Source organism: Paenibacillus chitinolyticus NBRC 15660, from assembly GCF_000739915.1.
GTDB lineage: Bacteria > Bacillota > Bacilli > Paenibacillales > NBRC-103111 > Paenibacillus_F > Paenibacillus_F chitinolyticus.
Genome location: NZ_BBJT01000006.1, coordinates 79,113 through 92,476 on the forward strand (window position 1 = coordinate 79,113; position 13,364 = coordinate 92,476).

Below are 13,364 nucleotides of genomic sequence, written 5' to 3' on the forward strand. Positions count from 1 at the left end.
CTTACCTGCCCCTTTCCCCCAAAGCCCGGCACAAAGCAAAAAGAGCGGTCCTTATCGTCATCCGGCGAGTTGGACCGCTCTTTTTTTACGGAAAAAACGCAGAGCCCAGGCTCCACTTTATCGTGTTATTGAATCGTAACATTTTCGAACAACAATTCATCGATCAACTTGTTGCGGTAAAGCATGGACAGATGCAGCGAATCGTAATCCCGCTCCTTATCCAGCTCCTCCATCAGCAGCCGGGCAATTTCCTGCCGCTGGCGGGAATCGTCGGTTTGACGGAAGTCGATAAAGCCGGTCAGTTGATCCTCGCTTACATCAATAGTGGCCGTTCCGATCGGAATGCCCCCGTATTCCTGCTCGTAAATTTCATAGGTCAGCGTATCTCCGTCATCTCTTGCCAGAATGACCGAAAATTCGTCTTCTCCGCTGTCCAGCTCGCTCAGCTCATCCGCCTCTTCCAGTGAGATTTCGACCGAATCCACAATTTCCCCGTCAAAACGGCTGTGGAACAAAAAGTTCTCGGTCTCTTCTTCCTGAAAATCCGCCACAATCAGGTTCGATGCGAGCTCCATCTCTTCCTCAAGCGGGTCGAATACCCAGTCGAGCATACATACGGCTTCACTGCCATAGATCCGGCATGACGCTTCCGCCACAAGGCGGGATCCCGGATCGAAAAGCTGGTACTCCACCCGCCCGCGCGAATCCTCCAGAAGCACCAGCTCGTAATCCGGTTCCGCGTCATAGGCATCTTCTTCCATGGAGATGTCATCGAGTTCATCTTCCTCGTAGTCTCCGTATACCGATTCGTCACCGACCCACTCCGCCGTCGTTTCATCGTCCGCATAGTCCACCGCCTGGGATTCGTCCGAAAGCAGCGGAGTGCCGATGATATGGTCATAGCTGCCATACGTCAGCACAACGTCGCATTCCCGGATGTTCATCGCATCGACCAGCCATTGGATATGGTTGCGCACGAATGCGTCCACTTCTCTTTTGCCGGCAGGGGATAGTACCGCATCCTCAAGCTGAATGCCCCCGGTCATCCGGTCCCCTTCGCGGTACACCAAACTGATAATTCCGGCAAAACGGCCGTCCACCAAGATTTCCGTCACTTCTCCGCCCGCCGTTTTCAGGTCGGGTCTTAGTACTAACTGGGCCATTTGCTCTGCCTCCCTTATCGGTATTTCCGGACGATGCAGCAAGTTCTGGCCAGGCCAAACATGCTTACCCGGAAGATTCTGCTCCTAGCGTACCCGGATCGCCGGAAATATATGTGACAACCGGGAGGCCGGCCCATAACAAAAAAAGGCTTACCCGGAGTCCGCAAATGCGGACGGGTAAGCTTTTTCAACTCAAACAGGAAGAAGCATCTTCCGTTCAATCCGTCAGGACTGACGGGACGGCTCAGTGTTCAACCGCCTGCTCCGGCTCCTCTTCGACCTTGAAGCGTTTCGGCAGAAGCAGCGTGAGCACGATGCCGATGGCCGCCAGAACGAGCAAGGACCAGAAGATGCGGCTCAGACTGAACGCGAACAGCTCGCGGATGCCCGCCATCGTTTCCGGCGAGAACGCGGAGCGTCCGTGGGAGTCCAGCGCTTTGTTGAGGTCGATGCCTCCGACCTGATCGGGATGAGCCTGCTGATACGTATGCAGCGAGGTGTTGTACAGCATCCCGAACACCGCGATTCCCAGCGTCTGGCCGAGCGTACGGATGAACGTATGCGAAGACATCGCGGCTCCGCGCAGCTTCCAGCCTACGGCGGACTGCATCGTGATCGTGTACGCCGTGAAGGCGAAGCCGAAGCCGATCCCGAACAGCGCCGTGTACACTTCGAGCGCCCACCCCGGGGTCGCGGCCGTCATTAGGGCCAAGGCGACGGACCCCGCGGTAATTCCTCCCACTCCGATGAGGACGGCGGATCTTACGCCGAGGCGGACAAAGCCTCTTCCCGCCAGGGCTGCGCCGATCGTCCAGCAGATGGACAGCGGAATCAGCGCGAAGCCCGAGCCTGTCGCCCCGCCGCCGTTCACGCTCTGCACCCAGAGCGGCAGATAGATCGTGACCGCCACGAGGATGGCGCTGAGAATGAAGCCCGACGAGTTGATGAGCGTAAGGAGCCGGTCCTTGAACAGGTCAAGAGGCAGCATCGGCTCCGGTGATCTTTTTTCGACGGCGATAAAAATAAACAGGAAGACGACGGAGACGAGCAGCAGACCGAGAATGACAGGCGAACCCCAGGCGTACTGGACCCCGCCGCTCAGCAGGGCATAGATCAGAGCCGTCATGCTGATCGTAAACGTCACAATGCCGGGATAATCGATTGGCCGCTTCGTTTTCTCCAGATTTTCGTGCAGAAAAGCGGAAATCAACAGCATGGAGATGATGCCGAACGGAATGTTAAAATAGAAAATCCATCTCCACGACACGTAATCGACCATCAGACCGCCGGCCAGCGGCCCCAGAATGCCCGAAAGCCCCCAGATCCCGCTGATCCAGCCCTGGATTTTCGCGCGTTCTTCGAACGAGTAAATATCTCCGACGATAATCATCGTAACGGGAAGAATGGCGCCGGCGCCGATCCCCTGGACCGCCCGGAAGAAGATCATCATTTCCATGGATTGCGCGATTCCGCACAAGGTCGAGCCGATCAGGAACAAACCGGTTCCGATCATAAAAATTTTCTTGCGTCCGTACAAATCGGACAACTTGCCGAATATCGGGGTAGAAACCGCCGTGGTGAGCAGGTAAATGGATATGACCCAGCTCATCAAGTCCAGACCGCCCAAATCGCCGACGATGCGGGGAATGGCGGTCGACACGATCGTTCCTTCGATGGAAGAAAGGAAGGTCACGACCATGATCGCCAGCAGGACTTTTGTTTTGTCGGTGTTACCGGACCGAGCCATTGGCAGCACCGCCTTTTCTTTTTTTAGGGAACCGCACGGGATGTTCGTTCAATTCCCTCAATCCCGGCGGACCGTCTGTAAGACGTGCGTTTCCAGCGCTTTCGCTACGCCGTCTTCATTGTTGGAGGCGGTTATTTGGTCCGCCTGTTCCAGAACGCCTGCCGGAGAATTGGCCATCGCGATTCCGAGACCCGCGAAGGAGATCATCTCCAAGTCGTTGAAGTAGTTGCCAATGGCAAGCACTTCGTCCGGACGGACGTCGAGACTTTCGCATAAGCTCCGCAGTGCGTTGCCTTTCGTGGCATCGGCGTGCATCACGTCGATAAAATGATCCCCGCTGCGGATCATACGGAGATCGCCGTACAGCCGAGAAAGCGACCAGTCCCGCTCCACCGTGTCCATGACGGCAGGGTCCGCGCTGTAAAGCGTAAACTTGACGAGCGGGACCGTCAAAGCCGTTACATCCGCAACGAGATGCGGAGTAACGAAAAACTTCTTGTACATCGCCTGTTCGATCTCGGTTAAACGCTCCAGGTACATATCAAACGGTGCGCATACGTCGAAGTGCACCTCATGTTCGCGGCAGTATGCGATCATAGGGGCGATTTGGCTCACACGGAACGCATACTGATGAATCAGTTCCAGCCCGGGAGACTGAACGGTGGCGCCGCCGTTGTGTGTAATGATCGTTCCTTCCAGTCCCAGTTCCTCCAGAACCGGAATGGCGCTTGCGGGCCCCCGGCCCGTGCAGAGCACGATAGAGCTTCCCTGCTCGTGCACACGGCGTACGGTTTCCCGTGTCCGCTCGGTAAGGAGATAGTCGTCGTTCAGAAGCGTGCCGTCAACATCCAGGGCGATCAGTTTGTAAGTCATGGGACAGGTCTCCTTTCCACTCCGTTATGATCTGGTTTTGTCTCTCTTGCCTTGTGCATTGCCTTGTGAACGCTGCATTAGCCTCGTCTCACTTATGTAAATCGTCGTCGACACCGGGGCCGGAATCATGAGAAGGCTTGCCCTGAAGCAGCTCCAGTTCCTCCCGGGTCAGTTCCCGGTATTCGCCCAGTCCCAGAGCCGGGTCCAGTTGGAGCGGCCCCATCGAGATGCGCTTCAAATAAACGACCCGCTTGCCGACTGCCTGGAACATCCGTTTCACCTGGTGAAACTTCCCTTCCTGAATGGTCAACTCAATTTCCGAGCGTGGCGGATCGACGATTATATCGCATGTCAGAACGCGAAGCTGCGCCGGCATCGTCACATATCCGTCATCCAGCTCGACGCCCGCCTCAAACGCCTGTTTGTCGTTTTCTCCGACCGCTCCTTCCACCTTGGCGTAGTACGTCTTCGACACATGCTTGCGCGGAGAAAGGAGGTTATGGGCCAGCTTGCCGTCGTTCGTGAGCAGCAGAAGCCCCTCCGTATCTTTGTCCAGCCTGCCGACGGGGAATACGTCAAAAGGCGCATAAGCCTCGCTGAGCAGATCGACTACCGTGCGGTCCCGGTTATCTTCCGTCGCGGAAACGACGCCCTGGGGTTTATTCAGAAGCAGATAGACGAATTCCCGGTAAACGATTTTTTCTCCGCTTACGGTAATCTCGTCCTGCTCCGGGTCCACCTGCATTCCGCTGTCTTTGACCCGGATGCCGTTCACTTCGATGAGGCCGTTTTTGACCGCCTTTTTCAAATCGGACCGTGAACCGTAGCCGAGATGGGCGAGCACCTTATCGAGCCGTTGTGTTTTTCTTTTAATCGCGCTTCCGCCTCCTTCCGTCCAATATTTTGATGGAGCCTGCCTCGGTTTCCTGCTTTTCCGCCCTATGAATAAAAGCCCTCTCGCCTCCTTGAATCCGGGGCCGGGGCATGTTCGGTGGATTGCCTTTTATGTGAATCGGGGTAATCGGTCGAAGCGTTCGTGTCAAGCATACCGGGCGGGATTTAGTGCGGCTCCCCGTATTATAGACTATTCCGTGCCTGCTTGCACCTTCGGTCTGACAAAAAAACAGGAAATCTTTCACGATTTTCTCACTTTTTCACGAAGAACAAGCAGGATTTGCACTCTTTCGTCTCGAAATTATTCTAGCTAAACAAGTACACCTTTAAGGAGTGAATTATGAAAAAATTAGCGATTTACTTAGGCATTATCGTTGTCCTTTTCGTCGCGATCTTCTTGGTCACGAAATCTTCCAACAAGGGCAATGACGACGCGGCCAACAGACTTTACGGCGTATCCGCTTCCAAGCTGAAACCGGCCACGCAGAAACTGCTCGAAGACCCGAATTACCAGAACCTGATCAAACCCGAAGAGCTCGACAAACGCATCGCGAACAAAGAAAGCTTCTTCCTGTACTACTATGGCGCCGATTGTCCGCACTGTAAAGTAACGACGCCCGTCCTTGTCCCGCTGCAAAAAGAGCTTGGCATCGACGTGAAGCAGTTTAACCTGCTTGAATTCCAGGACGGCTGGAAAAAATACAACATTGAATTCACGCCTACACTCGTATACTACAAAGACGGCGTAGAAGTAGAACGCATGGTCGGCGGCGTGCCGGAAAACGGCGGAACCGAAGGCAATACGCCTGCGAAGTTCAAAGAATTTTTCCTCAAACATAACGGAAAATAAACCAAAGAAGCAGCGGAGCTTATCCGCTGCTTTTGTTATGTTATTCCCGCTCCCCGGGACGGCGGGTCAAAAATCTTTCTTTTTCATGATACCGAGCGAAATCAGATAAGAAACGAAAAATACCGATACTCCCGTCAAAGCGATAACCGCGACTGCAGCCGGGGAAGGAAGCCCCCATTTGTCCGTCGCTCCTACAATGAAGCCCAGCATGGAAGTCGACGCGAACAGCAGGATCATCATGATAACGCTGATTACCTGCAGGTACTTGTCTCCCAGCCAGTAATGCAGCGGAAGGTAAATCGCCGCATACACGAGCAGCATGGCGCCGAGAAGGCCAGAGGCTCCCCAGGAGAAGGAGGATGCGCCGCCGGTCCCTTGTATCATCGACGTTACCGTGCTTACGATAAAGCCGATCCCCGCTCCCAGTACACCGAACAGGAGCACGCTCACATACCTGGCGCGCACGATGTCCGAACGCCGCACGGGAAGGCTGCCCAGCAGGATGAAATTACGGTTCTTCACGTCATGATTCGCGGAAATAAATAAGAGCATGATGGAGGGAACAAGCTGGACCACTACACCGCCCATCCGGGAGTTGGAGAAAGTGATGGCAAAGAAAACGACATAAACGGCCATCCACAAGAGCTCTTTTCTCATCACGCGAAAATCTTTGCTAAGCAGTGCCACCATGGCCGTACCCTCCTTTGACCGTGTAAACCATAATATCTTCCAGATTCGCGGGCTCAATGACCGCATAGCCTCCGAACAACTTCTCGGCCTGCGGCCGGTTGTAAACGAGGCCTTCGAAGCCTACGGACGTTTCCCGGACGGAAACGAACTGCTTCCGGATGTCCGCATCGAGAAGCTCCGTCCCTCCTTTTACGATGGCATACCGTTCTTGAATGTTATCCTTGCTCTCGCTGAAAACGAGCTTGCCCCGGTTCATAAAGGCGACGTAATCCGCGACGCGGTCCAAATCCGTCGTAATGTGGGTGGAGAACAGGATCGTATGCTGTTCATCCTGCATCAGATCGGCCAGCAGATCGAGCAGCTCGCGCCGGAAGACGGGATCGAGTCCCGCGGTCGGTTCGTCCATCACTAGAAGCTTAGCCCCGTGGGAAAGAGCCGCGGCCAGACCGAACTTCATCTTCATGCCTTTGGATAAGTCCGAAATTTTTTTCCCGGCCGGAAGCTCGAACCGCTCCAGATAGGTTTGAAACTGCGTCTCGTTCCAATTCCGGTAAAAAGACGCGAGCAGCCTTCCGGTCTGGCGGACGGTCAAATGCTCGTAGAAATGACTTTCGTCCGACACGAAACCGATCCTTTCTTTGATCTCTTTCTCCCGTATCGGCATCTCCATTCCTTCTATGAAGACACGTCCCTGCTCCGGAATAGCAAGATGGAGCAAAATTTTAATCAGCGTGCTTTTGCCCGCACCGTTAGGACCGATCAGTCCTGTAATGTATCCTTTCGGAACCGCAAAGGACAGGTCTTGGATGCTGAAGTTTGAATAGGCTTTGGAAATATGTTTAAATTCCACGGCGTTCATCGAATCTCTTCCTCCTCTTCATACAGCGCTTTGACGGTTTCGATCGTTTCATCCACGGTTATTCCCAGCTGCCTGGCTTCCCGTACGGCTTCCGACAATTTCGCTTCAAACTGCTTTAACTGCTGTTCCCGGATATATTCCCGATTCAGACCGGAGACGAAGGAGCCTTTGCCGACGACCGAGTCGATCAGCCCTTCCTTTTCCAGCTCCTCGTAAGCCCTCTTGGTCGTGATCACACTGATTTGCAGATCTTTTGCGAGCTGCCGGATCGACGGCAGACCTTCACCGGGAAGCAGCTCTCCCTGCAGAATTTGGCGCTGAATCTGCTGTCGGATCTGCTCGTAGATCGGCTCGCCTGAACTCTGCGAAAGAATAATGTTCATAGTTCACCCGCTTCGTGTAAGCTTTGTTTATATTGTATATGTATACTATATACACTATATACAATATTGTCAATCCGCTTATGCCCATAAAAAAACGGAAGTCCGCTTGGAGCAGCCTCCGTTTATTTGTCCAACCGCATTCCCCCGTGGCTTCAGCGGTCTCCGTATCGTCCAAGCTCCTCCATGAGAAGCCGGATTCCCCTCCGGATTTGTTCGTCCCCGACTTGGGAGACATTCAGCTTCAAATAATTGTCCCGGGGAAAGCCCGGCAGATAGTGCTTGTCGATCGGTTCGATTACCACCGATTTTTTACGCAGCCGCCTGGCCAGCTCCGTCTGGGATACAGACGGGCTCAGCACAAGGTGAGTATGGACGGGAGAGAGCTCTTCGCTTCCCGCAGCTTCTTGTACTGCGCCGCCGGCAAGCGGCCCATACTCCGCAAGCATTTGCCGGAAAAGCAGCGACCTGGTCGCATAGGCGGCTTTGATTTTATGCTTGTGCCGTTCGAACATCCCGCTTTTCAGGTAAATCTCCAGCGCGCCTTGGGAAATCATCGAGCTGTCGATGTCGGCGATGCGCTTATACTGGCTGAAGAGGTCCACAAGACTGCCGGGAATAACCGCAATCCCGATGCGAAGGCCGGGGAACATGATTTTGGAGAAACTTTTCAAATAAACCACCCGTCCCCCCTCATCGTAAGCATGAACCGGGTCGGCTTTCCCGTCCGGCTCCAAGTCGGCCAGATAGTCGTCTTCCACCACGTAGACATCATATTTGCGGGCAAGGGCCGCTATTTTTTTCTTCACATCCGTGGGGTAAGAACTCCCGAGCGGGGCATGAAACCTCGGAATCGTGTAAAAGAACTTGATCGGCTCCGTGCGGAAAATCCGCTCCAGTTCATCCAGATCGATCCCTTCCCGCGAACGCCGGATTCCCATGACCGGGACCCCGTGAGTCACGAGCTGTTCGATGAACAGGTGGTAGCCGGGCTGCTCGATCAGCACCTTCGTTTTTCCGTTCGGAAAAGGAAGCGCGGCCAGAATGGCTAGCGCCTGCTGCACCCCGGACACGACAAACAGGCTGCCGACGCGCGTAAACACCTGATAATCCGCAAGCAGCTTCTGCATCATCACGAGCAGTGCGGGCAGTCCTTGAGGAGTGCCGTACACAAACAAATCGTTTTTGTACGTATCGATCGCTTTGTTCATACAGTGCTGGAAATCCAGATAAGGAAAAAAGGCCGGGTCCGGGGCGGATACGGCAAAGTCGATGACATCCGGCGAGTCCGGGGCGGTATCCGTCGACGATTGGACGACATAATACCCGCTCTTGGCGATAGAATAGACCAGGTGCCTGCTCTCCAATTCCTCCAACGCACGGATAACGGTACTTTTGTTAACCCCGTAACTTTCCGACAACTGCCGGATGGAGGGTAGTTTGCTGCCCTCTTTATAGCGGCGGTCCGCGATCTGCCGCTCCAGATCGGTTAAAATCCCTTCATATTTGTGCATGAATTCACCTCCCCGGCCAATCTGTACCGGTACAGTTAACGTTTTCTCCTATTGTAGCACAGGCGCCCATCCCCTTAAAATCTAAGCAAGGACCTTAATAAACCGCTATGCATGCAGGCTCAAAGGAATAGATCGCCATGAAAGCAGCACCTCTTACCAAAGCTTATCTAGCCGCCGTACTTTACGCCTTGATCATCGGCTTCTCGTTCATATTCGTGAAAACCGCCCTCGTTTCCACGGGGCCGTTCGACCTCCTGGCGCACAGGTTTACGATTTCCCTGGCCGCGCTGCTCGTCTTCCTCGCCCTCGGCAGAACCCGCCTGAACATCCGGAAGCGGGATTATTTAGCCATCCTGCCGATGGCCGTGCTGTATCCCGTTCTGTTTTTTGCTTTCCAGACCTTCGGCCTGGTACAGGCGTCGGCTTCCGAAGCGGGAATCATCCAAGCAGCAGCCCCCGTTTTCACCATGATGCTCGCTTCGGTTGTGCTGAAGGAACGGACCGGCCTGCGGCAAAATTTGTTTATCGCCCTCTCTGTGGCAGGCGGTGTTTATATTTTCGCCATGAAGGGACTGGACTTTCGTACGATGAACGGTGCCGGGCTGTTCCTGATCCTGCTCTCCGCTCTTTCCTCCGCGGGATACAGCGTGCTCGCGAGAAAATTAAGCCGGAACTATACGCCGCTCGACTTGACGTTTGTTTCGCTGCTTTTCGGCTTCATCGCGTTTAACGGATTTGCGGTCATTCGCCGCACCGTCCAAGGCACGCTTCCTCTCTATTTCGAACCTTTCGGCGACCTTTCGTTCACCGTCTCGGTTCTTTTTCTGGGCGTGCTGTCCTCCCTGGCGAGTTCATTTCTGTCCAATTACGCCCTTTCCAAAATGGAGGCTTTCAAAATCAGCATTTTCAGCCAGCTGGCGACGATCGTTACCATGGCGGCCGGCGTCATCATCCTGCATGAGAAACTGGCCTATTTCCATTTGATCGGAGCCGCCCTGATGATTGCCGGAGTGGTCGGCGTATGCCTGCCGGCGTCTTCCCGCAAAATTTCCCGGCAGCCGGAACGGAGGCTGGATGCGTAAAGGAAATTTTAAGCGGCGGCTGCTTGTCCAATGTCTCGCAGTCCTTATGTTTTGGCCGGAAATCGGTGTTTTCTTTGAAACCGGCCGCTCAACACTAATGCTGCCCAGCGCTTATTCGCAGGCAAAACGAAAAGGCCGTGACATTCACGGCCTTTTTATCGTTCGCTTTATTCCCGGCTGTCCGCTTCCCGCACCGGCTGCGAGGCGCCTACTCATCGCCCCGAATCACTGTCTCAAAGAGAAACGCGCATATGGATGCCGGCCAGGCGCTTCCCGTCCGGTCCCGCCTTCTCAGACACGTCGAAGGGACAGAAGCCGATCTTTGTATACAGAAGCAGCGCGGGCGTATTCGTGTTATGACAGATGAGATTCAGAAACGGAACACCGAGCTCCCGTTTCGCTTTGTCCATCATCGTCCGGATCAGATAAGAGGATGCCCCTTTTCCCCGGTAGCCGAGCGCCACAATCACGTTTCCGAGCCAGCATTCCTTCTCCCGCACACAGTCGTACAAATTGGCGTAAGCGGCAATTTCCCCGCCTTCGGCCGTTATAACGGTCGGGCACAGCCGTGTTTTCAGCGCTTCCCGAATCTGCTCCGGCGTTAGCGGAAATACGCCTTTCGGATACATGTAAAAGAGCTCGCCCGCATGTTGCGGCATCCCGCAAATAACGTCCAAATCGTCCGGCGACAAAGGCCTGCTTTGATAATCCGCCATTCCCACCACTCCCTCATCATATGTACCGTTTTGTACCGGCGAAACAGGCGAGCACCGTTATACCGCCCGCTCTTATCTCTTGTCCTACCCCTGCCTGCAAAAAAAACCGGCCGGGCCTTATGCCTGCCGGTTCTTTCCCTGCCGTTTCCATCTAGGATTCGGTCCGCCGGATAAACTCAACCCGATTCCCGCTCGCCTTGAATTTGCCGGACCCGTTCCGCCAGGTCCTCATCCACGATGCGAATCTCCAGCGGATAAGGCTCGAAAGGCCGCACCCCGTTATTCCGGAGCTTGCCCAGGTAAGCCTCCGCATCCCGCAGCAGCAGGGCCACGTCTATTCCGAGCAGCCTGTCCGGGTACCCCTGCAGCTTCGCGATCCCCGATTCCATCAATTTAACGGCTCCCGATACGTTAGCGTTAAGATGATGGTACAGGCCGACGGCAATCTGCAGCAGCCCCTGGTAAAACGGCTTCCGGCCTTCTTCCAGCCAGAGGGTCTCCATCACTTCATGGCATTCGTAATAGTCCCGGTTTACATTGAACTCGTATAAAAAAGCGAGGTACAACGGATCGTAAGGACGCAAATCAGCGTGCCCCTTTTTTCGCCCGTTTGATGGCTTCCTGGATTTCTTCCTGAAGCTCGCGCATGGCCCGTGTATCGTCCTTCTCGAAAATTTCGTTGAAGCGCATCTGGAACTGGACGGCTTCCCGCACGCGATGATAGAAGTACAGCACCTGGATGCAGTTCAGAATGACGGTAACCAGATTCGAATTGTCTTCGAACAGCTTCTGCGCTTCCACGATTTCTCCGCGGATGTTAGACATTTCCTGATCCAGCAGGTAAGCGGCTTCGGCCGCGCGGCTAAGTCTCGTGCGAACCTCCTCCGGCAGCATGCTTTCCTTGTATTTATAATTCAGGGAATGCTCGATAGTCGCCCAGAAATTCATCGCCAGTGTACGCAACTGAATTTCGCCGAGCACCTTTTTCATCCCCAGAGAAGTCTGCACCGGGTATTCGATAATCATATGAAAGCTGCGGTAGCCGCTTTCCTTCTTGTTGGCGATATAATCTTTTTCGTAGAGCACTTTCATATCCTTACGCTGGTGGATCAGCTCTCGCAATGTTTCGATATCTTCAACGAACTGGCACATGATGCGGATGCCCGCAATATCTTCGATACCGGTTTCGAGATCGTCCATGGATACGTTCAACTTCTTGGCTTTATCCAAAATGCTGGAAATTTTTTTAACACGCCCGGTCACGAATTCGATCGGAGAATATTCCTCGCGGTTTTTGAGTTCCGCCCGAAGCGTTTTGAATTTAATTTTGAGTTCTTCTACGGTCTGTTCATAAGGAAACAGAAATTTTTTCCAATCTCTTCCATCCATAAGAACTGCCTCCACTTCCGGTCAAAGTCGACGTTGATCTGCCCCGATCGCCTCGGAAATATGGGTAAAGCCGTCTTTTTTAAGCAGGGTCGACAAACCTTCATTCAATTTCTTCAAAAGGCCCGGGCCTTCGTATATAAGCGCCGTATACACCTCGACGAGGCTCGCTCCCGCCCGGATTTTGTCATAGGCATCCTGCGCGGTGAAAATTCCGCCGGACCCGATAATCGGGATGCGTCCTTCCGTCATTCGGTACACGCGCGAAATAAGCTCGGTCGAACGGGATGTCAGCGGACGTCCGCTCAGGCCCCCTGCCTGATCCCGGTTGGGATGACTTAATCCGTCGCGTCCAAGCGTCGTATTCGAAACGATAATCCCGGAAACCCCGCTTCCGCCGATGACGGCAATCGTATTTTCCAGCTCGGTGTCGGTCAGGTCGGGCGCGATTTTGACGAGAACCGGCTTGGCCGCGCCGCCGGTCCGCTCGTGCTGAATCTTCATCTCGCCCGTGACCGCATGAAGCAATCTCTGCAGATCATTGCCATGCTGCAAATTACGCAGATCGGGTGTATTCGGTGAAGAGATATTAACCACGAAAAAGTCTCCGTGCCCGTACAAGACCCGGATGCAGGAGCGGTAATCTTCTTCCGCCTGCTCGTTGGGCGTCGTTTTGTTCTTGCCGATGTTGACGGCCACGGGGACCGGACGGCTGCCGAGGCGGCTTAAATTTTGCGCCATCGCCTCCGCGCCGACGTTGTTGAAGCCCATCCGGTTGATCAGGGCTTCATCCTCCGGAAGCCGGAAAAGCCGCGGCTTGTCGTTGCCGCTCTGCGGTTTGGGGGTAACGGTCCCCACTTCCATAAAACCGAAACCCATCCGGGAGAAACCTTCCACCGCCTGGGCATTCTTATCCAGTCCGGCGGCAAGTCCCACCGGATTCGGAAACGCGATTCCCCAGAGCGTGCTATGAAGTTCGGGGGCATGACCGGACCCCCATGCGGCGCCGATAACGGACGACATTCCTGGGATCTTGGCAGCCGTTTTAAGTCCGTTAATAATCAAATGGTGAGCCTTCTCCGCGTCCATGCGAAACAGGACCGGCTTAGCGATTTTCTTGTATACCATGCAGTTGACACTCCGTTCCTCAGTACTCTCATCTGTCAGTTTATCGCGTTCCGCGCGAGAATGCAAAGATTTTTACCCGTAC

General features: G+C 54.3%; 14 protein-coding genes. 2 read left to right on the forward strand and 12 right to left on the reverse strand.

Features of this window, described 5'->3' with window-relative positions:
- Positions 1-125 precede the first annotated feature (125 nt).
- The 4 genes from PCH01S_RS15750 to PCH01S_RS15765 all read right to left on the reverse strand — a co-directional run bounded on the left by PCH01S_RS15750 (position 126) and on the right by PCH01S_RS15765 (position 4,657).
- Positions 126-1,163, reverse strand: coding sequence for a hypothetical protein (locus PCH01S_RS15750; protein WP_042230834.1), 1,038 nt, complete (start codon positions 1,161-1,163; stop codon positions 126-128).
- Between the two features lie 244 nt (positions 1,164-1,407).
- Positions 1,408-2,910 carry an MDR family MFS transporter gene (locus PCH01S_RS15755; protein ID WP_042230835.1) on the reverse strand — a complete coding sequence of 501 codons (1,503 nt, stop codon included), beginning with the start codon at positions 2,908-2,910 and terminating at the stop codon, positions 1,408-1,410.
- Positions 2,911-2,967: 57 nt separating this feature from the next.
- On the reverse strand, positions 2,968-3,783 hold the full coding sequence (locus PCH01S_RS15760; RefSeq protein WP_042230836.1) for a Cof-type HAD-IIB family hydrolase: 816 nt from the start codon (positions 3,781-3,783) through the stop codon (positions 2,968-2,970).
- A gap of 88 nt (positions 3,784-3,871) precedes the next feature.
- Positions 3,872-4,657 carry a pseudouridine synthase gene (locus tag PCH01S_RS15765; RefSeq protein WP_255246848.1) on the reverse strand — a complete coding sequence of 262 codons (786 nt, stop codon included), beginning with the start codon at positions 4,655-4,657 and terminating at the stop codon, positions 3,872-3,874.
- 360 nt (positions 4,658-5,017) lie between these two features.
- Between PCH01S_RS15765 and PCH01S_RS15770 the strand changes: the two genes are divergently transcribed.
- Positions 5,018-5,527: a thioredoxin family protein gene (locus tag PCH01S_RS15770; protein ID WP_042230838.1), complete on the forward strand. Its 510-nt coding sequence runs from the start codon at positions 5,018-5,020 to the stop codon at positions 5,525-5,527.
- 66 nt (positions 5,528-5,593) lie between these two features.
- On the opposite strand, the gene PCH01S_RS15775 is transcribed toward PCH01S_RS15770, so the two are convergent.
- The 4 genes from PCH01S_RS15775 to PCH01S_RS15790 all read right to left on the reverse strand — a co-directional run bounded on the left by PCH01S_RS15775 (position 5,594) and on the right by PCH01S_RS15790 (position 8,970).
- A complete protein-coding gene (locus tag PCH01S_RS15775; protein WP_042230839.1) occupies positions 5,594-6,217 on the reverse strand; it encodes an ABC-2 transporter permease in 624 nt (207 codons plus the stop codon).
- Positions 6,201-7,076, reverse strand: a complete 876-nt coding sequence (locus PCH01S_RS15780) for an ABC transporter ATP-binding protein (protein ID WP_042230840.1) — start codon at positions 7,074-7,076, stop codon at positions 6,201-6,203. The genes PCH01S_RS15775 and PCH01S_RS15780 overlap by 17 nt, the downstream gene beginning before the upstream one ends.
- On the reverse strand, positions 7,073-7,459 hold the full coding sequence (locus tag PCH01S_RS15785) for a GntR family transcriptional regulator (RefSeq protein ID WP_042230841.1): 387 nt from the start codon (positions 7,457-7,459) through the stop codon (positions 7,073-7,075). The genes PCH01S_RS15780 and PCH01S_RS15785 overlap by 4 nt, the downstream gene beginning before the upstream one ends.
- 152 nt (positions 7,460-7,611) lie before the next feature.
- On the reverse strand, positions 7,612-8,970 hold the full coding sequence (locus PCH01S_RS15790) for an aminotransferase-like domain-containing protein (RefSeq protein ID WP_042230842.1): 1,359 nt from the start codon (positions 8,968-8,970) through the stop codon (positions 7,612-7,614).
- 137 nt (positions 8,971-9,107) lie between these two features.
- Here PCH01S_RS15790 and PCH01S_RS15795 point away from each other — a divergent pair, with 137 nt between their 5' ends.
- Complete coding sequence (locus PCH01S_RS15795) at positions 9,108-10,052, forward strand: DMT family transporter (protein ID WP_042230843.1); 945 nt, start codon at positions 9,108-9,110, stop codon at positions 10,050-10,052.
- A gap of 233 nt (positions 10,053-10,285) precedes the next feature.
- On the opposite strand, the gene PCH01S_RS15800 is transcribed toward PCH01S_RS15795, so the two are convergent.
- From PCH01S_RS15800 to PCH01S_RS15815, 4 genes are all read right to left on the reverse strand, one after another.
- A complete protein-coding gene (locus PCH01S_RS15800) occupies positions 10,286-10,768 on the reverse strand; it encodes a GNAT family N-acetyltransferase (RefSeq protein ID WP_042230844.1) in 483 nt (160 codons plus the stop codon).
- A gap of 176 nt (positions 10,769-10,944) precedes the next feature.
- A complete protein-coding gene (locus PCH01S_RS15805) occupies positions 10,945-11,352 on the reverse strand; it encodes a DUF309 domain-containing protein (RefSeq protein ID WP_042230845.1) in 408 nt (135 codons plus the stop codon).
- A 1-nt stretch (position 11,353) separates the two neighbouring features.
- A complete protein-coding gene (locus tag PCH01S_RS15810; protein ID WP_009674739.1) occupies positions 11,354-12,157 on the reverse strand; it encodes a GTP pyrophosphokinase in 804 nt (267 codons plus the stop codon).
- 21 nt (positions 12,158-12,178) lie between these two features.
- Positions 12,179-13,282 carry a quinone-dependent dihydroorotate dehydrogenase gene (locus PCH01S_RS15815; RefSeq protein ID WP_042230846.1) on the reverse strand — a complete coding sequence of 368 codons (1,104 nt, stop codon included), beginning with the start codon at positions 13,280-13,282 and terminating at the stop codon, positions 12,179-12,181.
- Between the last annotated feature and the right edge of the window lie 82 nt (positions 13,283-13,364).

Coding starts and splice junctions, on each gene's coding strand:
- PCH01S_RS15750 (WP_042230834.1), bottom strand. CDS start 1,163: ATGGCCCAGTTAGTACTAAGACCCGACCTGAAAACGGCGGGCGGAGAA.
- PCH01S_RS15755 (WP_042230835.1), bottom strand. CDS start 2,910: ATGGCTCGGTCCGGTAACACCGACAAAACAAAAGTCCTGCTGGCGATC.
- PCH01S_RS15760 (WP_042230836.1), bottom strand. CDS start 3,783: ATGACTTACAAACTGATCGCCCTGGATGTTGACGGCACGCTTCTGAAC.
- PCH01S_RS15770 (WP_042230838.1), top strand. CDS start 5,018: ATGAAAAAATTAGCGATTTACTTAGGCATTATCGTTGTCCTTTTCGTC.
- PCH01S_RS15775 (WP_042230839.1), bottom strand. CDS start 6,217: ATGGTGGCACTGCTTAGCAAAGATTTTCGCGTGATGAGAAAAGAGCTC.
- PCH01S_RS15780 (WP_042230840.1), bottom strand. CDS start 7,076: ATGAACGCCGTGGAATTTAAACATATTTCCAAAGCCTATTCAAACTTC.
- PCH01S_RS15785 (WP_042230841.1), bottom strand. CDS start 7,459: ATGAACATTATTCTTTCGCAGAGTTCAGGCGAGCCGATCTACGAGCAG.
- PCH01S_RS15790 (WP_042230842.1), bottom strand. CDS start 8,970: ATGCACAAATATGAAGGGATTTTAACCGATCTGGAGCGGCAGATCGCG.
- PCH01S_RS15795 (WP_042230843.1), top strand. CDS start 9,108: ATGAAAGCAGCACCTCTTACCAAAGCTTATCTAGCCGCCGTACTTTAC.
- PCH01S_RS15800 (WP_042230844.1), bottom strand. CDS start 10,768: ATGGCGGATTATCAAAGCAGGCCTTTGTCGCCGGACGATTTGGACGTT.
- PCH01S_RS15810 (WP_009674739.1), bottom strand. CDS start 12,157: ATGGATGGAAGAGATTGGAAAAAATTTCTGTTTCCTTATGAACAGACC.
- PCH01S_RS15815 (WP_042230846.1), bottom strand. CDS start 13,282: ATGGTATACAAGAAAATCGCTAAGCCGGTCCTGTTTCGCATGGACGCG.